The following is a 22,792-nucleotide window of genomic DNA, read 5'->3' on the forward strand; positions in this document are numbered from 1 at the left end:
TTAATAAAAAAAAATAAAAATCATGCCAAAATTCTCAGATTTTTTTATATTAAAAACTAATTTTTTTTTAAAATGTTGATGTATATCATTAATACTATAGAATAATTATTAAAACTAAGAGAGAAAATATATGAATTCTGAGCCTAATAAAAAAATGCAAATATCTTTGTTGCCGCTTAGAGATATAGTAGTATATCCAAACATGATAATATCATTATTTATTGGAAGAAAAAAATCAATAAAATGCATAAATAAAATTGTAAAAAATAAAGAAAAAATATTTTTGCTTACGCAAAAAGATCCAAATATAGAAAAACCTAAAGAAAAAGATTTGTTTAAAATAGGAACTGTTGCAAAAATATTACAAATTTTAAAATTACCTAATGGAACAATAAAAATTTTAGCAGAGGGATTAAAAAGAGCAAAAATTTGTTCATTAAAAAAAAATAAAGAATATTTTTTAGCAAAAATAAAGTTTATAAAAGATAATGCAAAAAAAGATAAAGAAAGCAAAGTTTTAATAAATACTTCTATAAAAAAATTTGAAGAATATATAAAACTAAACAAATTAATACAAGTAGACATACTAAACAATATAAAAAAAATAAAAAATATAGAAAAATTATCAGATACAATTGCTTCATATATAAATTTAAAAATAAAAGATAAACAAAATATATTAGAAATGTCTAATTCTAAAAAAAGATTAGAACATATTATGGTAATAATGGAATCTGAAATTAATATTCTAAAAATAGAAAAAAAAATAAGAAATAGAGTAAAAAGACAAATGGAAAAAAGTCAAAAAGAATATTATTTAAATGAACAAATGAAAGCTATACAAAAAGAATTAAATAAAACAGATAATGAATATGATGAAGAAAAAATATTGTTAAAAAAAATATCATTGATAAAAGCTCCAAAAGAAATAAAAAATAAAATAAAAATAGAACTAAAAAAACTTAAGACAATGCCGTATATGTCATCAGAATCAGCAGTTATAAAAAGTTATATAGATTGGATTATACAAATTCCATGGACTAAAAGAGGAAAAATAAAAAGAAATTTATTAGCAGCGAAAAAAATTTTAGATAAAGATCATTATGGATTAAAAAAAGTAAAAGAAAGAGTAATAGAATATTTGGCTGTACAATCTAGATCAAAAAAAATTAATGGACCTATTCTATGTTTAGTTGGACCTCCAGGTGTAGGAAAAACGTCTTTAGGTCAATCTATAGCAAAAGCTACTGGAAGAAAATATGTAAAAATGTCTTTAGGAGGTATAAGAGATGAAGCAGAAATAAGAGGACATAGAAAAACATATGTAGGTTCCATGCCTGGCAAAATAATTCAAAAAATGTCAAAAGTAGGAGTAAAAAATCCTTTATTTTTATTAGATGAAATAGATAAAATTTCATATGACAATAGAACAGATCCATATTCAGCTTTATTAGAAGTTTTAGATCCAGAACAAAATTTTGCATTTAATGATCATTATCTAGAAATAGACTATGATCTGTCAGAAGTAATGTTTATAGCAACTTCAAATACTCTAGATATACCATATGCTTTATTAGATAGAATGGAAATATTAAGATTATCTGGATATACAGAAGAAGAAAAATTAAATATAGCAAACAAACATCTTATACCTAAACAAATAAAAAAAAACATATTAAAAAAAAATGAGATAGAAATAGAAAAAAACATATTACCTAAAATAATAAGACACTATACAAAAGAAGCTGGAATAAGAAATTTAGAAAGAGAAATATCTAAAATATGTAGAAAAGTAGTAAAAAATTTAATATTAAATAAAAAAATAAAAAAAATTAAAATAAATAATAAAAATATAAAAAAATATTTAGGCATTAAAAAATTTGATTATGGAAAAACTTCTAAAGTAGATAAAATAGGACAAGTTTCAGGTTTAGCTTGGACTGAAGTAGGAGGAGAATTATTAAATATAGAGGCAGCTTGTGTACCTGGAAAAGGTAAACTTACTTATACTGGATCTTTAGGTAATGTAATGAAAGAATCTATACAAGCAGCATTAATAATAATAAGATCACAATCAAAAAAATTAGGAATAAAAAATAGTTTTTATGAAGATCATGACATACATGTACATGTTCCAGATGGAGCTACTCCAAAAGATGGACCTAGTGCAGGAATTTCTATGTATACTGCTATAACATCATGTTTAACAAAAAATCCAGTAAAATCCAATATAGCAATGACAGGTGAAATTACTTTACAAGGTAAAATATTAAATATAGGAGGATTAAAAGAAAAACTGTTAGCTGCTCATAGAGGAGGTATAAAAAATGTATTAATACCTTATGAAAACAAAAGAGATTTAGAAAAAATACCAAAAAATATCTTGTCAGGATTAAAAATATATAAATTAAAAGAAGTAGAAGAAGTATTAATTTTATCATTAAAAAATTTTCCATATAAAAATTTTAAAAATGCGAAAAAAAAATAAAATAATGCTGGCAAAAAATGATTGCCAGCCTAGTTAATAAAAATATGCAAGATATATGATAAAATATTAAAAAAAACATGTTTTTATTTTTTTTTAAATCAAATAAAATGATAAAAAATTTTTTAGCAAAAGTAATTATAATAATTATAATTATATCATTTGTAATTAATAATTTTTTGTAATTATTAATTTTTATAAAATTAAAAATTTAATTAAAAATATAATATAATTACTATAAAAATAAAATTAATATGAAAACAAATTTTAAAAACAGGATATTTTGTGCAACTATTTTATAAACTAAATTGGTATTTTTTAAAAGAATGGAAAAAATATATTAGCGCTATAATTCTTCTTATTACAATATCTTTATTACAACTAATACCACCAAAATTAATGGGAACATTAATAGATACTATTGTAAAAAAAAAACATTCGAGTGATAAAATTTTTTATATAGTAATTTCAATATTTATTATATCTACTATAGTATACATATTAAGATATATGTGGAGAGTATTGTTGTTTGGAGCGTCTTATAAATTAGCTATAAATCTTAGAAGTAAAATATACAAATTTTTAAGTATACAAAACTCTGATTTTTATTTAAAAAATAAAACTGGAGATTTAATGGCTAAATCTACTAACGATGTAGATAGAGTAGTATCTGCTGCAGGTGAAGGAGTATTAACATTAGTAGATTCTATAGTAATAGGATCATTAGTATTATTAGTAATGATATTTCAAATAAATTTTTATTTAACTATAATATCATTGCTGCCAATGCCAATAATGGCTTATATAGTAAAAAAATATGGAGAAAAATTACATAAAAAATTTAAAAAATCTCAAAATGCATTTTCACTTTTAAACAATAATACACAAGAAAGTTTAACTAGCATAAGAATGATAAGATCATATGGATTAGAAAAAATTAAATTAAAAAAATTTAAAAAAGTAATAAAAAATGTTGGAAAAAAAAATATAGAAGTTTCTAAAGTAGATGCGCTATTTGATCCTATAATACATATTTCTATTTCTATTTCTAATTTGTTAGCAATAATATTAGGAGGAATATTAGTAATAGAAAACAAAATCACTCTTGGAGAGCTAACTAGTTTTATTATGTATTTAGGATTAATGATGTGGCCTATGTTAGCTTTAGCTTGGATGTTCAATATAGCAGAAAGAGGAAAAGTGTCACTACTTAGAATACAAAAAATAATAAATATAAAAAAAGAAAAAAAAAAATCTTTTTTAAACCTGCCTAAATATTACAAAAATTTGAAAATAAAAATATATAAATTTTCTTATAAAAATTCTAAAAATATAATTCTAAAAAATATTTATTTTAAAATAAAATTAGGAAATGTTATAGGAATATGTGGACCTATAGGATCAGGAAAAACTACTTTATTAAATATAATACAAAATAATCTAAATTTAATAAAAGGAAAAGTACTTTATAATAATGTATGTATAAAAAATATTAAAAAAGAAGAATGGAAATCTAATTTGTCAGTAGTAAATCAAAATAATTTTTTATTTTCAGATACTATAAAAAATAATATTCTAATTGGAAATTTAAATGCTTCTAAAAAAGAAATAAAAAAAGTTGCAAAATTATCATATATACACAAAGACATATTAGATTTTCCAAAAAAATATGAAACTAAAATAGGAGAAAAAGGAATAATGCTATCTGGAGGTCAAAAACAAAGATTATCTATAGCTAGAGCATTACTAACTAATTCCAAAATAATAATTTTAGATGATTCTTTATCTGCAGTAGATGAAAAAACTGAAAATAAAATATTAAAAAATTTAAGCAAAAATAAAGAAAAAAATAAAACAATAATATTAGTATCACATAAATTATCTACTTTGATTAATGCTGACAAAATAATAGTCTTAAAAAACGGTAAAATAGATCAAATTGGAAATCATTATGAATTAATAAAAGATAAAAAATGGTATTATAAAATGTTTAAATATCAACAATTGAAAAAAAAATTTAAAAAAGAAACAAACGAAAGAGATTAAATTTATATATGGATAAAATAAAACTTAATTTTTCACCTATTTTAATAAGATTATTGAAATATGGAACTTTATATAAAAAAAAAATATTATATGTATTAATATTATTACTATCTTCATCAATTTGTGAAGTAATATGTCCTATATTAATAAGTTATTTTATAAAAAATATTATAGAAATAAATTCAATAGAAACTAAAACATTTATATTAATAATTTCTAGTTTTATAATTTTACAAATTATATCTGCATTATGTAATTATTTTGAAATAATAATATTTAGTAAAATATCTACAAAAATAGTAAAAAAAATTAGATTTAATGTAATGAAATCAGCATTATATCAACCAATAAAAATATTTGACAAAAAACCTATAGGACAAATAGTATCTAAAGTTACAAATGATACTGAAACTATAAAAGAGCTATATGAAAGAGTTATTCCTTCAACTATAAGAAATGCAATATTAATAACAATTATATTAATAACAATGTTTTTATTAGAATGGAAAATGGCTTGCATATCAATAATAATGTTTCCAGTAATTACTACCATAATGGTAATATATCAAAAATATAGCACTCCAATAATAAGAAAATTAAGATCTTACATTGCTGAAATAAATAATGTATTTAATGAAACAATAAATGGAATGCAAATAATACAACAATTTAATAAAGAAAGAATGTTCTATAAAAAAATAAAAAAAATAAGTAAATTACATTATTTATATAGAATGAAAATATTAAAATTAGATGGATTTTTATTAAGACCATTGTTTAGTTTTTGTACTAATATAATACTATGTGGATTAATATTATTGTTTAACTTTTTTCCAAAAGAATCGTTTCAAGTAAGTACTTTATATGTTTTTATAAATTATTTAAATAGATTAAATGAACCTATGCTATCTATAATAAATCAACAATCTACGTTACAACAATCTATAGTTTCAGGAGAAAGAATATTTAAATTAATAGATTCTCAAAAACAAGAATATGGACTTAATAATAATCCCATAAAACATGGTAAAATATATATAAAAAATTTAAGTTTCTATTATTCAAATAAAGAAAAAAAAATATTAAAAAATATAAACATAAAAATAAAAAAAAAAAAATTTGTTGCTTTTGTAGGACATACTGGAAGTGGTAAAAGTACTTTAGCTAATTTAATAATAGGAAATTATAAAATAAATAAAGGAAATATATACATAGATAATAAAAAAATAGAAGAAATAAGTAGAAAAGTAATCACAAAAGACATAGGAATAGTACAACAAGATCCATTTATTTTTACAGATACATTATTTAATAATATTTCATTGAAAAGAAAGGTTTCTAAAAAAAAAATAATAAAAATTATAAAAAATGTTGAACTATATGATCTAGTAAAAAAAAATAGAAAAGGAATTCATATGAAAATTAACGAAAAAGGAAACAACATTTCACAAGGCCAAAAACAATTAATATCTCTAGCAAGAATATTAGTAAAAAAACCAAAAATTTTAATATTAGATGAATCTACAGCAAATATAGACTCTAACACTGAAAAAAAAATTCAAAAAATATTGTTTAAAATAAAAAAAGATATAACTTTAATAATAATAGCTCATAGACTTTCTACTATAATACAAGCAGATAAAATATTTGTTTTTAATAAAGGTAAAATAATAGAAAAAGGAAATCATAAAAAATTGATGAAAAACAAAAAGTTTTATTGGAGAATGTATACACTACAACTTCATAACAAAAAAATATTTTAGTAAAAAAATATATCTTCTGTCAACTTTAACTTAAGTACCTGATTTAATTTAAATTGGCTGCTTTTTTCCAAATCTGACCAAATGTTTAAATTATCAGAACATAAGGGCTAACAGAAGATATTTTTTATTATAATATAAAATTTAATATAAAACAACAATATATTAAACAAAAAATATAAGATGAAAAAATTTTAATATTACAATTTTTATAAAAATAATATATAATTATAAAATTATGAGTTATAAAATATTAGCTATAAAATATAGACCAAAATGTTTTAAAGAAGTAGTAGGTCAAAAATATATAATAAAATCAATATATAATAGCTTTAAATTTAAAAAAATACATCAATCATGGATATTTTCTGGTAAAAGCGGGATAGGAAAAACAACTATATCAAGACTATTATCAAAAAGTTTAAGTTGCAAAATTGGAATAAAATATCTTCCTTGTTTAAAATGTAACAATTGTATAGAAATATTAAATGGAAATTTTATAGATCTTATAGAAATTGATGCAGCATCTAAAACTAAAGTAGAAGAAATAAAAGAAATATTAGAAAATTCTAGATATCTTCCTATAAAAGGAAGATTTAAAATTTATATAATTGATGAAGTACATATGCTATCTAAACATAGCTTTAATGCTTTATTAAAAATTTTAGAAGAACCATATAAACATATAAAATTTATATTAGCTACAACAAATATAAAAAAAATACCAGAAACAATAATTTCTAGATGCATATGTTTTAATTTAAAACAAATTAGTAAAAAACAAGTAGAAAAATATTTAGTTAACTTATTAAAAAAAGAAAATATAAATATAGAAAAAAATGCAATAGAAATAATATATGAAGAATATAAAGGAAATATAAGAAGTTCTTTAAATATTATAGAACAAGCTATATTATTAAATAAAAATATAATTACAGAAAAAAATATAATAAATATTTTAGGGAAAATAGATCAAAAAAAAATATTTTTATTAACAAAATATTTAATAACAAAAAAAAAAAATAAAGTTTTTGAAATATTAAACAAAATTAATGCATCTAATTTTCAATGGAAAATAATACTAGACAATATATTAAAACTATTACATCATCTCGCCGTTTTAAAAAAAATTGGATTTTCTATAGAAAAAAAAACGTATATGAAAAATCATAAAGATGAAATTTTTAAAATATTAAAAAATATAAAATTTTCAAAAATATATAAATATTATAAAACTATAATAAAAGGAAAAAAAGAAATTAAATTTTCTATAAATCCTAGAATATGTGTAGAAATGGCATTATTAAAAATTTTATAAAAAAACTAATAAAAATAAGGTGAAAAATGTTTACAAACGAAAAATTAGGAAATTTAATGAAACAAGCTCAACAAATGCAAGAAAAAATGTCTAAAATGCAAGAAGAAATGGCTAAAATAGAAGTTACTGGAGAAGCAGGAGCTGGTTTAGTAAAAGTAACAATAAACGGTATACATAATTGTAGGAAAGTAGAAATTGATCCAACTTTGTTAGAAGATGATAAAGAAATATTGGAAGATTTAGCTACAGCAGCTTTTAATGATGCATCAAGAAGAATATCTGAAGCGCAAAAGAAAAAAATGTCCAATATTTCTAATAATTCACAATTACCTAATGGATTTAATTTTCCTTTTTAGTATTAAAATATTTAAAAAAAAGTTATACAAAGTTTAAAATATTAAAAATAAAATTATTTAATAAAACATATTTTAAAAATGTTTAATAAAATTTAAACTAGGAAAAAAAATGAAAGTAGAAAAATATTCATTTAAATCAGAATCAAAACAACTATTAAATTTAATGATACATTCATTATATTCTAATAAAGAAATATTTATCAGAGAATTAATATCAAATTCATCTGATGCAATAGAAAAATCAAGATTTTTATTACTTTCTAATGAAAATTTTTCAAATATTAATATAAAATATGAAATAAAAATATATCTAGATGAAAAAAATAAACAAATAAAAATTAGTGACAATGGAATAGGAATGAAAAAAGATGAAATAATAAAAAATTTAGGAACTATTGCAAAATCAGGAACAAAATCTTTTATAAAATCTATAAAAAAAAATAAAAATAATAATTTTATAGGAAAATTTGGAGTTGGTTTTTATTCATCTTTTATAGTAGCTAAAGAAGTACATGTAAATACATTATCAATATATGATAAAAATAATTTCGGTATAATATGGAAATCACATGGTGATGGAAAATATTCAATAGAAAAATCAGAAAAAAAAAGTGTAGGAACTGATGTAACATTATTTTTAAAAGATTCAGAAAGTTATTTAACAAATTACTATACAATAAAAAACATTATAAAAAAATATTCAGATCATATAAACATACCTATAAAAATAAGAAAATATGACAAAAAAAATAAATATAAATGGAAAAAAATAAATTTAGCAGAATCTATATGGACATTAGAAAAAAAAAATATAAGAAAAGAACAATATATTAATTTTTATAAATATATGACAAATGATAACCATGATCCTTTAATATGGACTCATAATAAAGTTGAAGGAAATATAGAATATATAATTTTACTATACATACCTTCAAAAGCTCCATGGGATATATGGAATAGAGAAAAAAAAAATGGTTTAAAATTATATATAAATAAAGTATATATAATGGATAATGTAGAACAATTTTTACCACATTATTTAAGATTTGTAAAAGGCATAATAGATTCTAAGGATTTATCTTTAAACATATCTAGAGAAATACTTCAAGAAAACAAAAACATAGAAATTATAAAAAAAATAATTACTAAAAAAATATTAATACTAATAAAAAATATTGACAAAAAAAAATATATAAATTTTTGGCAAGAATTTGGCTCTATAATAAAAGAAGGAATAGCTGAAGATATAGAAAATAAAGAACTAATTTGTGATTTATTGTTATTTTCTTCTATAAAAACTAATAATGAAAATAAATATTTATCTTTAAATGAATATATTGGAAATATGAAAAAATCTCAAAAAAATATATATTTTATTACTTCAGATAATTATAAATCAGCAAAAAATAGTCCTCATCTAGAAATATTTAAACAAAAAAAAATAGATGTGTTAATACTTCATGAAAGAATAGATGAATGGATGATGAACTATCTAACAGAATTTAAAGGAATAAAATTTCAATCTGCAAACAAATTTGATGAAACATTAAATGAAATAGTAAATAAAAAAAATAAAAATCAAGAAAAATCATCAGAAAAAATAAACAATCTAATAAAAAAAATAGAAAAAATATTAAAAAATAAAGTTAAAAAAGTAAATTTAACATATAAATTTTCAGAAACAGCTGCAGCTCTGACAACAGATTCTAATGAAATTAGTACTCAAATGGCAAAATTATTTTCTGCGGCTGGACAAAAAGTACCTGAAATTAAATATATTTTTGAAATAAATCCAAATCATAAATTAATAAAAAAAATTTCTAATATTTCAAATAAAAAACATTTTAAAGAATTTGTAAAAATGTTATTTGAGCAATCTCTTTTAAACGAAAAAGGATCTCTTTTAGAACCTAATAAATTTGTAAAAAGAATAAATTATTTGTTAACAAAAAATATTATGTAATAAACTTAATTTTACAAAAATGTGAAAAAATAAATATGAAAATAATTATATTAGGAGCTCCTGGAAGTGGAAAAGGAACTCAATCAAATGTAATATCAAAAAAATATAATATAAAAAAAATTTCTTTAGGAGAAATATTTAGAAAAAATATAAAAAAAAAAATTATTTAGGAAAAATTATAAAAAAAAAAATTGAAAATGGACAATTAGTAGACGATAAAATATCCATTAAAGTAATAAAAAATAGAATTTCTAAAAAAGATTGTAAAAAAGGATATATATTAGACGGATTTCCAAGAACATATAAACAATTAAAAAGTATATTTAATAAAAATATCAAAATAAACTGCATAATAGAAATTTTAACAAATAAAAAAACAATATTAGAAAGAATATCAGGAAGATTAGTGCATGAAAAATCAGGAAGAACGTATCATAAAATATTTTTCCCTCCAATAATTAAAAATAAAGATAATATTACTGGAGAAAAATTAATAAAAAGAAAAGATGATAAAATAAAAATAGCAGAAAAAAGATTTAAAGAATATAAAAAAGAAATAAAAAAAATAAGAAAATATTTTATAAAAAAAATATTAAACAATAAAATATATTATATAGTAGATGGAAACTTAGAAAAAAAAGTAATAAGTAAAAATATATTAAAAATAATAAAAAAATATATTTAATTATTTTTTGCACTCTACAAGATTCGAACTTGTGACCCACGGCTTAGAAGGCCGTTGCTCTATCCAACTGAGCTAAGAGTGCATTTTTTAAACAAATATATTATATATTATTTCATTATATAAAATATAAGAATGCATTTTTTTTATAAAATTTGCAAGCACTTTTTAAAAATTATAATATAATTTTTTTTTAAATGGAGTAAAAATGTTAAGTAAAATAATTGATGGAAAAAAAATAGCAAAATGTTTACAAAAAAAAATAAAAAAAAAAATAATGAAAAAAGTTCAAAATGGTAATAGACCTCCTGGAATAGCAGTTATATTAATAGGAAATAATTCTTCTTCAAAACTTTATGTAAAAAAAAAAAAAATAGCATGTAAAAAAGTAGGATTTGTATTTAAATATTGGAAATTCAAAAATTCTATTAAAGAAATAGAAATATTAAAATTAATAAAAAAATTAAATAAAAGTATAGAAATAGATGGAATATTAGTCCAACTTCCATTACCTAATCATATAAATTATAGAAATATAATGTGTTCTATATCACATAAAAAAGATGTAGATGGTCTTAATCCATATAATGCTGGACATTTATTTCAACAAAATTCTATAATTACGCCATGCACACCAAAGGGTATAATGACATTAATAAAAAAATATAAAATAAACATTTTTGGATTAAATGCTCTTATAATCGGTGCTTCAAATATAGTAGGAAAACCAATAAGTATGGAACTTTTAGCATCTGGATGTACAATAACTATAGCTAATAAAAATACAAAAAATTTAATAAATTATACTAAAAATGCAGATTTATTAATAGTTGCTATAGGAAAACCTAATTTTATAAAAAAATCTTGGATAAAAAAAAACTCTATAATATTCGATGTTGGAATTAACAAAACAAAAGATGGTAAAATAATAGGAGATGTAAATTTAAAGTCAGTATATAAAAAAATATCTTATATAACACCAGTTCCAGGTGGAGTTGGTCCTATGACAGTAACTTCATTATTAGAAAATACATTGATAATGTATAAAAAATATTACAAAAATTAGTTCTAATAAATTTTTTATTTAATTTTCCAAAAAGTTTTATAATTACTATCTTCTAAAAAAATTCCTATTGAATTAATTTTTTTTCTAATATTATCAGATTTACTCCAATTTTTATTTTTTCTAGAAAAATTTCTTGTATTTATTAAAATTTCTATTTTTTCTTTAGAAATTATATTATTAAAAGTTCTATTTTTTTTTTTTTTAAAAAAATCATCAAAACTTAAATAAAAAAATCCTAAAATTCTACCTAAAAAAAACAATTTAGTTGATAAAATATTTGAATTAATTATATTATTTTTTTTTTCTATATTTATTCTTTTAGAAATACTAAATAATATAGAAATTGCTTTAGGAGTATTAAAATCATCGTTCATTGCACACATAAATTTTTTTTCAAACATTTTTGATTCTTTTGTTATACAATTATTAATTTTCATATTTAACAAAGAATAATATAATCTTTCCATAGAAAGTCTAGACTTTTTAAAACTATTTTTATCATAAATCAAAGGTTTTCTATAACTAATAGATAAAAAAAAATGTCTTATAGTATCAGAATCATAATCCAAAATAGATTGTTTTAAACTATAAAAATTTTTTAAAGATTTAGACATTTTAAATTTTTTATAAATTAATAATCCAGAATGTATCCAATATTTTACATATTTTTTATTTTTTAAAAAACAAGAAGATTGAGATCTTTCATTTTCATGATGAGGAAACAATAAATCTAATCCACCTCCATGTATATCAAAAACTTTACCACAATATTTATAACTTAATGCAGAACATTCAATATGCCATCCAGGTCTACCATACCCCCAAGGAGAGTTCCATGAAATATTATTTTTATTTTTTTCATCTTTCTTATCAACTAATTTCCATAAAACAAAATCTTTACTTGTTCTTTTATTTAAAAAATCAATATTATTATTTTTTTTTATTAAATTAGACAATATTTGTTTTGATAATATTCCATAAGATTTAAAACTTGAAATAGAAAACATAATATCACCATTATTAGATATATATGCATTCCTCAAATGTAATAATTTTGTTATAAATTTAATTATTATATTTATATTATCAGTAACTCTCGGTTCAAAATCTGGTAATAAAATATTTAAATTTAAAAAATCATTTTTCATACTTTTTATAATTCTATTTACTAAAGAAAAAATTTTTTCATTATTTTTCAATGATTTTTTAATTATTTTATCATCTATATCAGTAATATTTCTAACATATTTTACTTCATATCCAATATGTTTTAAATATCTTATTATCATATCAAACACAATAAATGTTCTTCCATGACCCAAATGACAAAAATCATATACAGTAATTCCGCAAACATAAATAAAAACTTTTTTTGGAAAAAATGTTTTAAATTTTTCTTTTAAGTTCTTTAAAATATTAAAAATCTTTAACATTTATATCTCTGAAAATAATAAAAAATTTTAATATCCTGGCAATTACCTACTCTCACACAAGGATACCTTGTACTACCATCGGTGTTGAAATGTTTCACTTCTGAGTTCGATATGGATTCAGGTGGTACCATAACACTATATCGCCAGGATATAAAATAGTTCAAAAAAAATTATGCATAAAATTTTTTATAAAATAACAGAAAAAAACAAAACTAATAAAACATTTCTGGTGTTGTAAGGTTAAGCCTCTCAGGTAATTAGTACTAGTTAGCTTAACATGTCACCATGCTTACACATCTAGCCTATCAACGTTGTAGTCTACAACAACCTTTAAGTAAACTAAAATTATTTAGTTTAGGGAAGACTAATCTTAGGGTAAGTTTCGTGTTTAGATGCTTTCAGCACTTATCTTTTCCGTATTTAGCTACCGGGCAATGCCATTGGCATGACAACCCGAACACCAGTGATACGTCCACTTCGGTCCTCTCGTACTAGAAGTAGATCCCTTCAATCTTCCTACGCCCACGACAGATAGGGACCGAACTGTCTCACGACGTTCTAAACCCAGCTCGCGTACCACTTTAAATGGCGAACAGCCATACCCTTGGGACCTGCTCCAGCCCCAGGATGTGATGAGCCGACATCGAGGTGCCAAACACCGCCGTCGATATGAACTCTTGGGCGGTATTAGCCTGTTATCCCCGGAGTACCTTTTATTTGTTGAGCGATGGCCTTTCCATACAGAACCACCGGATCACTAAGACCTGCTTTCGCATCTGCTCGCATTATCACGCTTGCAGTTAAACTGGCTTATGCCTTTACACTAAACTTACGATTTCCGACCGTAATTAGCCAATCTTTGTGCTCCTCCGTTACTCTTTGGGAGGAGACCGCCCCAGTCAAACTACCCACCAGACAATGTCTCTATACCGGATAACGGATATTAGGTTAGAATAATAAATTCTAAAGGGTGGTATTTCAATTTTCGACTCCAATTAACCTGACGATTAATTTTCAAAGTCTTCCACCTATTCTACACATCAAAAGTCATCATTCAATGTCAAGCTATAGTAAAGGTTCACGGGGTCTTTCCGTCTTGCCGCGGGTATACTGCATCTTCACAGCAATTTCAATTTCACTGAGTCTCGGGTGGAGACAGTCTAGCCATCATTACGCCATTCGTGCAGGTCGGAACTTACCCGACAAGGAATTTCGCTACCTTAGGACCGTTATAGTTACGGCCGCCGTTTACCGGGGCTTCAATCCAGAGCTTCAGAAAAAAATCTTAACACCTTTTATTAACCTTCCGGCACCGGGCAGGCGTCACACCGTATACTTCCACTTTCGTGTTTGCACAGTGCTGTGTTTTTAATAAACAGTTGCAGCTAGCTGGTGTCTTAGACTAGTTTCAGCTATAAAAGTAAATTTTTTCACATAATACTAGCGTGCCTTCTCCCGAAGTTACGGCACCATTTTGCCTAGTTCCTTCACCCGAGTTCTCTCAAGCGCTTTAGTATTCTCTACCCAACTACCTGTGTTGGTTTGTGGTACGATTTTACTTTACATAAAGTTTAGAGGATTTTCTTGGAAGCATGGTGTAAATCACTTCACTATTTTCATAATTAGTCATAACGCCTCAGATTAAAAAATGATCGGATTTACCTAATCATTAACTCCTACACGATTAAACCAGGACAACCAACACCTGGATGATCTAACCTTCTCCGTCACCCCATCACAGTAAAATAAAGAACAGGAATATTAACCTGTAATCCATCGATTACGCTTTTCAGCCTCACCTTAGGTGTCGCCTTACCCTGCCCCGATTAACGTTGGACAGGAACCCTTAGTCTTTCAGCGAGCAAGTTTTTCACTTGCTTTATCGTTACTTATGTCAGCATTCGCACTTCTGATACCTCCAACATGTCTCACAACATATCTTCCACAGCTTACAGAACGCTCCCCTACCCAATAAAAAAATATTTACATAAAAATTTTCTTTACATAAAAATATTAAATTATTGCCATAGCTTCGGTGTATAATTTAGCCCCGTTAAATCTTCCGCGCAAGACGACTTGACTAGTGAGCTGTTACGCTTTCTTTAAATGATGGCTGCTTCTAAGCCAACATCCTAGCTGTTTATGCCTTCTCACATCGTTTACCACTTAATTATAACTTAGGGACCTTAGCTGATGGTCTGGGTTGTTTCCCTTTCCACAACGAACGTTAGCACCCGCTGTGTGTCTCCCATGATAAAATTATACGGTATTCGGAGTTTGCATCGGTTTGGTAGGCCTAGATGACCCCTAGCCGAAACAGTGCTCTACCCCCGCAAATTAATTACATGAGGCGCTACCTAAATAGCTTTCGGGGAGAACCAGCTATCTCCCGGTTTGATTGGCCTTTCACCCCTAACCACAGATCATCCGCTAATTTTTCAACATTAGTCGGTTCGGTCCTCCAGTTAGTTTTACCTAACCTTCAACCTGTCCATGGCTAGATCACCGGGTTTCGGGTCTGTATCCTGAAACTAAATCGCCATGTTTCAGACTCGGTTTCCCTGCGGCTCCCTTATTTAAGTTAACCTTGCTACAGAATACAAGTCGCTGACCCATTATACAAAAGGTACGCAGTCACTTTTTTATTAAAAAAAAAATTTATAAAAAGCTCCTACTGCTTGTACGTATATGGTTTCAGGATCTATTTCACTCCCCTTACCGGGGTTCTTTTCGCCTTTCCCTTACGGTACTTTGTTCACTATCGGTCAGTCAGTAGTATTTAGCCTTAGAGGATGGTCCCCCTATCTTCAAACAAGATTTCACGTGTCTCGTTCTACTTTTTGAGTATATAATAATTATAGTTTTCGTATACTGGGTTATCACCAATTGTTACCAATTTTTCCAAATTGTTTTACTAACTTTAATTAATATAATTTACTCTGGCTTTTCCCATTTCGCTCGCCACTACTCAGGGAATCTCAATTGATTTCTTTTCCTCAAGGTAATAAGATGTTTCAGTTCCCTTGGTTCGCTTTTTTAATCTATATATTCAATTAAAAATGATGATTATATTCATCGGGTTTCCCCATTCGGATATTATCGGTTAAAACGTTTCTTATCAACTTACCGATACTTTTCGCAGATTAGCACGTCCTTCATAGCCTCTGACTGCCAAGGCATTCACCATATACGCTTAAACGCTTAACCTTACAACCCACAAATGTTTTATTTTATATTTATAAAAATATAATTAAAATTTTGTTAAATTCTGATTTTTTAAAGAGCATTATTATTAATTTAACTATATAAAATTAAATTAACAATAATATGAAAAAATAAAATATTATAAGAAAATAAATTTCTTGTCCCCTAGGGGATTTGAACCCCTGTTGCCGCCGTGAAAGGGCAGTGTCCTAAACCTCTAGACGAAGGGGACTAAAAAAAAATATTAAAATAAATTTTCTAATAACATAACTTTATATACTATAAATATTAATACTACATAATGAAAAAAAAGAGTCAAGAAGTTTATTAAATTATTTTTTAAAAAATTAAATTTTTATTTTATTTTTTAACTTTATTATAGTTTTTTTTATATTCGGAAATTTTTTAAACCATAAAAAACAAGAATGAGCAGCTTGACAAACTAACATTCCTATTCCATCTTGTAAATAATTTGATCCATGTTTTTTACACCATTTTAAAAAAGGAGTTATTCTACCATTTTTTTTAAAACATAAATCATAACAATAAGAATTTTCTGAAATAATAGATTTAGGAATATCTGGAACTTGATTAAAAACCCCACTAGAAGTGGCGTTTATTATTAAATCAAAATTATAATTTTTTATTGTTTTATTTTTTAAATAAAATATATTTCCAAATTTATTAAATTTTTCTGATAAAATTTTTGCTTTATAAAAAGTTCTATTATATATATATATATTATTGTTTTTAGAAATTAAATTTGGAACTATTCCATAAGCAGCCCCACCTGCACCAATTAACAAAATATTATTTTTTTCCTTAAGAAAATTTAATCTTTTTAAATCTGCTATAATACCTATTCCATCAGTATTGTCTCCTAATAAAACATTATCTTCAATTTTCTTTAAAGTATTTACTGATCCACAAATTTTTGCTCTATTAGTTAAAATATCTATATGTTGAATTATTTTTTTTTTATATGGTAATGTTATATTAGCTCCTAAATTATATTTTTCTTTAAAAAACTTTTTTAAAAAAATGTTTAAACAATTTTTTGGAGTTAAAACAGTTTTATAAAAATATTTAATATTAATTTGTTTAGAAAAAATTTTATGTACAACTGGAGATAAAGAATGACTAACTGGATTTCCAAAAAGAGAAATATAAAAATTATCTAAATCAACCATTTCTAATATATTCTCCATTTATAATATTTATTATAGTAGAAGGATTTTTTTTTAAGTCAACATAACCATTCATAATACAAAATTTTTTACCAAATTGCTTTAAAACTTCTTTTATATTTCTACAAGGACTAAAACCACTTAAATTAGCACTAGTAGATATTATTGCTTTTCCAAAATTTTTACATAAACTTTTTACAAATTTATTTTTAGTTATTCTTATTGCTACTAGTTTAGAATGTCCTTTTATATAAAAAGATACATTTTTATTAGCAGGATGTAAAAGAGTAAAGTTTCCAGGCCAAAATTTATAAAATTTTTTTAAATTATTTTTAGAAACATTTTTTATAGAAATATATTTTTTTACATGTCTATAATCATGAGATATTATTATCAAACCTTTTTTTACATTTCTATTTTTTATTTTCAATAAATTTACAATAGCTTTTTCATTATCAGGATCACATCCTATTCCAAATACTGATTCAGTAGGATATATAACTAATTTTCCATTTTTTAAATGCATAATACATTTATTTATATTTTTTTGACATTCAATATACATAAAAAACTTATAAAAAAAAATTATAAACAAAATACATATAATAATTTTTATATTGATTTATTTAATATAATTAAAGATAATAAAATTATATGAATATAAAATATTATCATATAAAAAAAATATTTTAAACAAAAAAATAATGAAAACATTAAAAATATTAAAATATCCTAATAAAAAATTAAGATATATATCAAAACCCGTAGTAAAAATAGATAAAAAAATTCAAAATATAATAGATAAAATGTTTAAAACTATGATATTAGAAAATGGCATAGGTTTATCTGCAATTCAAGTTGGAATTCCTTTGCAAATAATAACAATAATAGATACAGAAAATGTTAACAAAAAGATTATAATAATAAATCCTAAAATAATAAAAAAAAAAAAAAAAATATTAAAAAGTGAAGGATGTTTATCATTTCCAAATCAACAAGCTATTGTTCCAAGATATAAATATTTAAATATAAAAGCTTTAAATTATTATGGAAAAAAAATAAAAATAAAAGCTAAATCTTTACTATCAATATGTATACAACATGAAATAGATCATTTATCAGGAAAACTTTTTATAGATTATCTTTCTGATTTAAAAAAAAATATTATAAAAAAAAAGATGAAAAAAATGTATAAAAAAATAAAATGAAAACAAAAATAAAAAAAAGACTAAAAATAGTTTTTGTTGGTACTACTGATTTTGCTAAAAAATACTTAAAATCTTTAATAAAATCAAAACATAAAATAACAAAAGTTATAACAAAAAGAATATTTTTTAAAAGAAAATGTATTTCTGAAGTGGAAAAAATTGCAAAAAAAAATTTTATACCAGTAATTTATAAAACCAATTTAAATAACTCAAAAATAATAAGAAAAATTAAAAAAAAAAATCCAGATATAATGATAATAGTTGCATATGGAGAAAAAATACCTGAAAAAATAATAAATATTTTTCCTCTAAAAGCAATAAATATACATCCTTCTATTTTGCCAAGATGGAAGGGCCCCTCTCCAATACAAAGAGCAATATTAAATGGAGATAAAGAAACTGGTATTAGTATTATATTAATAAATGAAAAAATTGATTCAGGAAACATATTATATAAAAAAAAATGTAAAATAGAAAAAAAAGATACATTTTTAAGTTTATCTAAAAAATTATGTAATATTGGAATAAAATGTATGTTTTTAACCCTAAAAAATATTTATAAAAATAAAGAACATAAACAAAAGGACATAAAAAATAATAATTTATATGCACATAAAATTAAAAAGTCAGAAACAAAATTAGTTTGGTCAAAAAAAGCAATAGATATAGAAAGATCTATAAGAGCCTTTTTCCCAAATCCAGGAAATTATTTTATATATAAAAAAAAAAGAATCAAAATAATAGAATCTAAAATATTTTTTTCTAAAAAAAAGTGTTTACATGGAAAAATAATTAAAATTTCAAAAAATGGAATATATGTAGGAACAAAAGAAAATTATCTAATAATAAAAAAAATTCAATTAGAAGGAAAAAAAATAATAAATTCTATAGACATATATAATGGATATAAAAATTTTTTTAAAATCGGAGATGTAATTAAATAAAAATAAATTTTATAAAAATTTATATAAATAATAGTTATAAAAAATAACTATTATTTATAATATTTCATATGAAAAATATTTATACATTTTTTTTATAATTTTTTTTTAACAACATTGTTTTTTTTCTACCTACTAATTCTATATAAGACATTGAAGCATTGTCTCCACTTCTAAATCCACATTTTAAAATTCTAGTATATCCTCCTTGTCTTTTTAAAAAAAATGGTGCTATATCAATAAAAAGTTTCTTTACCATATATATATTCCTTATCCTAGAAAAAACTATTCTTCTATTATGTAAAGAGTCTATTTTTGCAATAGTAATTATTTTTTCTGAAAATTTTCTTAATTCTTTAGCTTTTTCTAAAGTGGTTTTAATTCTTTCATATTCAAACAAAGAACACATCATATTTTTAATCATCGATTTAAAATGACTTCTTGTACGATTAAATTTTTTTCCAGATTTTTTATGTCTCATAAAAACTCTCCAAAAAAAATATAAAATTTTTTAATATAAAAATAAAATATACAAAAGTTCTACTCTAATAAATCTTTAGGTGGCCAATTTTTTAATTTAGTTCCTAAAAATAGATTTCTAGAAGCTAAAACATCTTTTATTTCAGTAAGAGATTTTTTACCTAAATTAGGAGTTTTTAAAAGCTCTACTTCTGTTTTTTGTATTAAATCACCTATATAATGCACGGATTCAGATTTTAAACAATTAGCAGACCTTACAGTTAATTCTAAATCATCTACTGGTCTTAACAAAGCTGGATCAAACTTAGGCTTTTTCTCTTTTACTTTATTTTTTTTAATATCTTTTAAGTATATAAAAGATTCCAACTGTTCTGATAAAATTGTAGAAGCATATCTTATCGCACTCTCAGGATCAATTGTTCCATTAGTTTCTATAAATATTATTAATTTGTCTAAATCAGTTCTTTGTTTTACTCTAGCTGATTCTACATTATAAGATATATGATTAATAGGACTATACCAAGCATCTAATAATAATCTACCTAAAGAAGAATCTTTGTTATCAATTCTACTAGAAGCAGGAGAATATCCTATACCTTTTTCTGCTTTAATTCTCATTTTTATTGATGAATTTTTAGAAGTAAGACTACAAATAAAATGTTTTAATTTTATTATTTCTATATCTCCATCATGAGAAATATCAGAAGCAACAACATTGCATTCTCCATATTTTTCTATAGTCATAAATGAAAAATCTTTACTATGTATTTTAACTGGAAGTTCTTTTAAATTTAACAATATATTTATTATATCTTCTTTAACACCATCTTTTGTACTATACTCATGTAATACTCCTTCTATAAAAACTTCTGTAATAGCACATCCAGGAATAGAAGACAGTAATATTCTTCTTAAAGCATTTCCTAAAGTATTACCAAATCCTCTCTCTAATGGCTCTAAAGTAACTCTAGATTTGTTTGAAGTAATTTTTTTTATATCAACTAATTTTGGCTTTAATAGTGTAGAGATAAAACTATGATACATAATACCTCCATTATTAAATTAAAACAAATATTATTTAGAATAAAATTCTACTATAAGATGTTCATTTATATCAGAAGATAAATCATTTCTTTCTGGTATTTGTTTAAAAGTTCCAATCATATCAGAAATGTTAACGTCTATCCATAAAAATTTTTCATATTGTTTAGAAATTTCTAATGAAGCCTTTATTCTAGATTGATTTTTAGAACTTTTTTTTATTTTTATAATATCATTTATATTTACTTGATATGATGGAATATTAACTATTTTATCATTTACTAAAATAGTTTTATGGCTAACCAATTGTCTAGATTCTGATCTAGTACTTCCAAAACCCATTCTATATACTACATTATCTAATCTTCTTTCTAAAAGTTTTAATAAATTTTCTCCAGTATTTCCCTTTATTTTTGACGCTTTTTTATAATAATTTCTAAATTGTTTTTCTAAAATTCCATATAACCTTTTAACTTTTTGCTTTTCTCTAAATTGAACACCATAATCTGAAATTCTAGTTTTCTTTATACCATGTTGACCAGGAAAACTAGAAATTTTACATTTAGTATCTATAGATCTTAACCCAGATTTTAAAAACAAATCTGTACCCTCTCTTCTACTTAATTTTAATTTAGGTCCTAAATATTTTGCCATGTTTTTTTCCTAATAATAATATTTATACTCTTCTTTTTTTTGAAGGTCTGCATCCATTATGAGGTATTGGAGTTACATCAATAATATTAGTTATCTTAAATCCTGCAGAATTAAAAGCTCTAATTGCTGATTCTCTTCCAGGACCTGGACCTTTTACCATTATTTCTAAATTTTTTATATTATAAGATTTTACAGATTCAGAACATTTTTCAGCTGCAACCTGAGCAGCAAATGGAGTAGACTTCCTAGATCCTCTAAAACCAGATCCGCCAGATGTAGCCCAACTCAATGTATTTCCTTTTTTATCTGTAATAGTTACAATAGTATTATTAAAAGAAGCATGAATATGAGCTATTCCATCTGTAATATGTTTTTTAATTTTTTTTTTAGATTTTGTCAAAACTTTTTTCATTTTATTACTCTTTATATTTTTAATTAAAAATTATTTTTTCAATATTTTTCTAGGACCTTTTCTAGTTCTAGCATTTGTTTTAGTTCTTTGACCTCTTACTGGCAGACCTCTTCTATGTCTTAGTCCTCTATAACAACCTAAATCCATTAATCTTTTTATACATAATTTATTTTTTCTTCTTAAATCACCTTCTATAACAAATTTAGATATACTTTCTCTTAACAAATCTAATAATTTTTCATCCAAAGAACCTATTTTTGAAAAATATGATATATTCAAATTTTTACAAATATAATTAGCTCTTGATTTTCCAATACCATATATCATACTTAAAGCTATATTTACATGTTTATTATTTTCTATATTAATGCCTTGAATACGAATCATATTTTATGAAATTCCTAATTTTAAATTTTTAATAACTACCCTTGCCTTTGCTTATGTTTTTTATCATTTTTACAAGTTACAACAATTACATTATTTCTTTTTACTATTTTACATGATTTACATAATCTTTTAACAGAAGTTCTTACTTTCATATAAAACCTTTAAT

18 protein-coding genes, 2 tRNA genes, 2 rRNA genes, 1 other RNA gene and 1 pseudogene are annotated in these 22,792 nt (G+C 22.9%); 10 read left to right on the forward strand and 14 right to left on the reverse strand.

The genetic code is table 11. From position 1 onward, the window contains the following. Positions 1-130: 130 nt before the first annotated feature. From lon to RJT18_RS01585, 3 genes are all read left to right on the forward strand, one after another. Positions 131-2,488 carry an endopeptidase La gene (gene lon, locus RJT18_RS01575; RefSeq protein ID WP_343154697.1) on the forward strand — a complete coding sequence of 786 codons (2,358 nt, stop codon included), beginning with the start codon at positions 131-133 and terminating at the stop codon, positions 2,486-2,488. A 282-nt stretch (positions 2,489-2,770) separates the two neighbouring features. Further along, the gene (locus RJT18_RS01580) at positions 2,771-4,531 is read left to right on the forward strand and encodes an ABC transporter transmembrane domain-containing protein (RefSeq protein ID WP_343154698.1); all 1,761 of its coding nucleotides are present in this window, start codon (positions 2,771-2,773) and stop codon (positions 4,529-4,531) included. 8 nt (positions 4,532-4,539) lie between these two features. Next, a complete protein-coding gene (locus tag RJT18_RS01585; protein WP_343154699.1) occupies positions 4,540-6,294 on the forward strand; it encodes an ABC transporter transmembrane domain-containing protein in 1,755 nt (584 codons plus the stop codon). 14 nt (positions 6,295-6,308) lie between these two features. Here RJT18_RS01585 and ffs read toward each other — a convergent pair. After that, positions 6,309-6,407, reverse strand: an RNA gene (gene ffs, locus RJT18_RS01590) — signal recognition particle sRNA small type. Between the two features lie 122 nt (positions 6,408-6,529). Between ffs and dnaX the strand changes: the two genes are divergently transcribed. The 4 genes and pseudogenes from dnaX to RJT18_RS01610 all read left to right on the forward strand — a co-directional run bounded on the left by dnaX (position 6,530) and on the right by RJT18_RS01610 (position 10,616). Next, complete coding sequence (gene dnaX, locus RJT18_RS01595; protein WP_343154700.1) at positions 6,530-7,609, forward strand: DNA polymerase III subunit gamma/tau; 1,080 nt, start codon at positions 6,530-6,532, stop codon at positions 7,607-7,609. 26 nt (positions 7,610-7,635) lie between these two features. Beyond that, entirely contained in the window at positions 7,636-7,965 is a 330-nt protein-coding gene (locus tag RJT18_RS01600) for a YbaB/EbfC family nucleoid-associated protein (RefSeq protein WP_343154701.1), read from the forward strand. 109 nt (positions 7,966-8,074) lie between these two features. Then, positions 8,075-9,931, forward strand: coding sequence for a molecular chaperone HtpG (gene htpG / locus RJT18_RS01605; protein ID WP_343154702.1), 1,857 nt, complete (start codon positions 8,075-8,077; stop codon positions 9,929-9,931). A gap of 35 nt (positions 9,932-9,966) precedes the next feature. Then, a pseudogene (locus tag RJT18_RS01610) lies at positions 9,967-10,616 on the forward strand (adenylate kinase family protein). 8 nt (positions 10,617-10,624) lie between these two features. Here the strand turns inward: RJT18_RS01610 and RJT18_RS01615 are convergent. Next, a tRNA-Arg gene (locus tag RJT18_RS01615) sits at positions 10,625-10,698 on the reverse strand. Between the two features lie 123 nt (positions 10,699-10,821). On the opposite strand from RJT18_RS01615, the gene folD reads away from it, so the two are divergent. After that, complete coding sequence (gene folD, locus RJT18_RS01620; RefSeq protein ID WP_343154703.1) at positions 10,822-11,679, forward strand: bifunctional methylenetetrahydrofolate dehydrogenase/methenyltetrahydrofolate cyclohydrolase FolD; 858 nt, start codon at positions 10,822-10,824, stop codon at positions 11,677-11,679. Between the two features lie 14 nt (positions 11,680-11,693). Here the strand turns inward: folD and cysS are convergent, their stop codons facing one another. The 6 genes from cysS to RJT18_RS01650 form a co-directional block, all read right to left on the reverse strand. Then, the gene (cysS, locus tag RJT18_RS01625) at positions 11,694-13,112 is read right to left on the reverse strand and encodes a cysteine--tRNA ligase (protein ID WP_343154704.1); all 1,419 of its coding nucleotides are present in this window, start codon (positions 13,110-13,112) and stop codon (positions 11,694-11,696) included. 33 nt (positions 13,113-13,145) lie between these two features. After that, a 5S ribosomal RNA gene (rrf, locus tag RJT18_RS01630) occupies positions 13,146-13,260 on the reverse strand. Between the two features lie 88 nt (positions 13,261-13,348). Beyond that, positions 13,349-16,319 (reverse strand): 23S ribosomal RNA (locus RJT18_RS01635). Between the two features lie 156 nt (positions 16,320-16,475). Next, positions 16,476-16,548: transfer RNA gene (locus RJT18_RS01640), tRNA-Glu, on the reverse strand. Between the two features lie 115 nt (positions 16,549-16,663). Then, complete coding sequence (gene aroE / locus RJT18_RS01645) at positions 16,664-17,506, reverse strand: shikimate dehydrogenase (RefSeq protein ID WP_343154705.1); 843 nt, start codon at positions 17,504-17,506, stop codon at positions 16,664-16,666. After that, on the reverse strand, positions 17,499-18,068 hold the full coding sequence (locus tag RJT18_RS01650) for an L-threonylcarbamoyladenylate synthase (RefSeq protein ID WP_343154706.1): 570 nt from the start codon (positions 18,066-18,068) through the stop codon (positions 17,499-17,501). The genes aroE and RJT18_RS01650 overlap by 8 nt, the downstream gene beginning before the upstream one ends. Positions 18,069-18,207: 139 nt before the next feature. Between RJT18_RS01650 and def the strand changes: the two genes are divergently transcribed. Continuing rightward, entirely contained in the window at positions 18,208-18,711 is a 504-nt protein-coding gene (def, locus tag RJT18_RS01655; RefSeq protein WP_343154707.1) for a peptide deformylase, read from the forward strand. Then, complete coding sequence (fmt, locus tag RJT18_RS01660; RefSeq protein WP_343154708.1) at positions 18,708-19,655, forward strand: methionyl-tRNA formyltransferase; 948 nt, start codon at positions 18,708-18,710, stop codon at positions 19,653-19,655. Before def ends, fmt begins: the two co-directional genes overlap by 4 nt. A gap of 79 nt (positions 19,656-19,734) precedes the next feature. Here fmt and rplQ read toward each other — a convergent pair whose 3' ends face one another. The 6 genes from rplQ to rpmJ are packed head-to-tail and all read right to left on the reverse strand — an operon-like array spanning position 19,735 to position 22,778. Next, positions 19,735-20,133, reverse strand: a complete 399-nt coding sequence (rplQ, locus tag RJT18_RS01665; RefSeq protein WP_343154709.1) for a 50S ribosomal protein L17 — start codon at positions 20,131-20,133, stop codon at positions 19,735-19,737. Between the two features lie 59 nt (positions 20,134-20,192). Continuing rightward, positions 20,193-21,176: a DNA-directed RNA polymerase subunit alpha gene (locus RJT18_RS01670; RefSeq protein ID WP_343154710.1), complete on the reverse strand. Its 984-nt coding sequence runs from the start codon at positions 21,174-21,176 to the stop codon at positions 20,193-20,195. A gap of 30 nt (positions 21,177-21,206) precedes the next feature. Further along, positions 21,207-21,827: a 30S ribosomal protein S4 gene (gene rpsD, locus RJT18_RS01675; RefSeq protein ID WP_343154711.1), complete on the reverse strand. Its 621-nt coding sequence runs from the start codon at positions 21,825-21,827 to the stop codon at positions 21,207-21,209. Positions 21,828-21,849: 22 nt separating this feature from the next. Then, positions 21,850-22,239 (reverse strand): 30S ribosomal protein S11, encoded by a 390-nt coding sequence (gene rpsK / locus RJT18_RS01680; protein ID WP_343154712.1) that lies wholly within the window; start codon positions 22,237-22,239, stop codon positions 21,850-21,852. 30 nt (positions 22,240-22,269) lie between these two features. Next, positions 22,270-22,626 carry a 30S ribosomal protein S13 gene (rpsM, locus tag RJT18_RS01685; protein ID WP_343154713.1) on the reverse strand — a complete coding sequence of 119 codons (357 nt, stop codon included), beginning with the start codon at positions 22,624-22,626 and terminating at the stop codon, positions 22,270-22,272. A gap of 35 nt (positions 22,627-22,661) precedes the next feature. Beyond that, positions 22,662-22,778 (reverse strand): 50S ribosomal protein L36, encoded by a 117-nt coding sequence (gene rpmJ, locus RJT18_RS01690; RefSeq protein WP_343154714.1) that lies wholly within the window; start codon positions 22,776-22,778, stop codon positions 22,662-22,664. Between the last annotated feature and the right edge of the window lie 14 nt (positions 22,779-22,792).

Origin of the sequence: Buchnera aphidicola (Pseudoregma panicola), from assembly GCF_039376655.1 — a bacterium.
GTDB classification, from domain to species: Bacteria; Pseudomonadota; Gammaproteobacteria; order Enterobacterales; family Enterobacteriaceae; genus Buchnera_G; species Buchnera_G aphidicola_C.

What these genes read in the sequence shown, in the direction of transcription:
- lon (WP_343154697.1), top strand. Translation starts at nt 131, where the DNA reads ATGAATTCTGAGCCTAATAAAAAAATGCAAATATCTTTGTTGCCGCTT.
- RJT18_RS01585 (WP_343154699.1), top strand. Translation starts at nt 4,540, where the DNA reads ATGGATAAAATAAAACTTAATTTTTCACCTATTTTAATAAGATTATTG.
- dnaX (WP_343154700.1), top strand. Translation starts at nt 6,530, where the DNA reads ATGAGTTATAAAATATTAGCTATAAAATATAGACCAAAATGTTTTAAA.
- RJT18_RS01600 (WP_343154701.1), top strand. Translation starts at nt 7,636, where the DNA reads ATGTTTACAAACGAAAAATTAGGAAATTTAATGAAACAAGCTCAACAA.
- htpG (WP_343154702.1), top strand. Translation starts at nt 8,075, where the DNA reads ATGAAAGTAGAAAAATATTCATTTAAATCAGAATCAAAACAACTATTA.
- folD (WP_343154703.1), top strand. Translation starts at nt 10,822, where the DNA reads ATGTTAAGTAAAATAATTGATGGAAAAAAAATAGCAAAATGTTTACAA.
- cysS (WP_343154704.1), bottom strand. Translation starts at nt 13,112, where the DNA reads ATGTTAAAGATTTTTAATATTTTAAAGAACTTAAAAGAAAAATTTAAA.
- aroE (WP_343154705.1), bottom strand. Translation starts at nt 17,506, where the DNA reads ATGGTTGATTTAGATAATTTTTATATTTCTCTTTTTGGAAATCCAGTT.
- RJT18_RS01650 (WP_343154706.1), bottom strand. Translation starts at nt 18,068, where the DNA reads ATGTATATTGAATGTCAAAAAAATATAAATAAATGTATTATGCATTTA.
- def (WP_343154707.1), top strand. Translation starts at nt 18,208, where the DNA reads ATGAAAACATTAAAAATATTAAAATATCCTAATAAAAAATTAAGATAT.
- fmt (WP_343154708.1), top strand. Translation starts at nt 18,708, where the DNA reads ATGAAAACAAAAATAAAAAAAAGACTAAAAATAGTTTTTGTTGGTACT.
- rplQ (WP_343154709.1), bottom strand. Translation starts at nt 20,133, where the DNA reads ATGAGACATAAAAAATCTGGAAAAAAATTTAATCGTACAAGAAGTCAT.
- RJT18_RS01670 (WP_343154710.1), bottom strand. Translation starts at nt 21,176, where the DNA reads ATGTATCATAGTTTTATCTCTACACTATTAAAGCCAAAATTAGTTGAT.
- rpsD (WP_343154711.1), bottom strand. Translation starts at nt 21,827, where the DNA reads ATGGCAAAATATTTAGGACCTAAATTAAAATTAAGTAGAAGAGAGGGT.
- rpsK (WP_343154712.1), bottom strand. Translation starts at nt 22,239, where the DNA reads ATGAAAAAAGTTTTGACAAAATCTAAAAAAAAAATTAAAAAACATATT.
- rpsM (WP_343154713.1), bottom strand. Translation starts at nt 22,626, where the DNA reads ATGATTCGTATTCAAGGCATTAATATAGAAAATAATAAACATGTAAAT.
- rpmJ (WP_343154714.1), bottom strand. Translation starts at nt 22,778, where the DNA reads ATGAAAGTAAGAACTTCTGTTAAAAGATTATGTAAATCATGTAAAATA.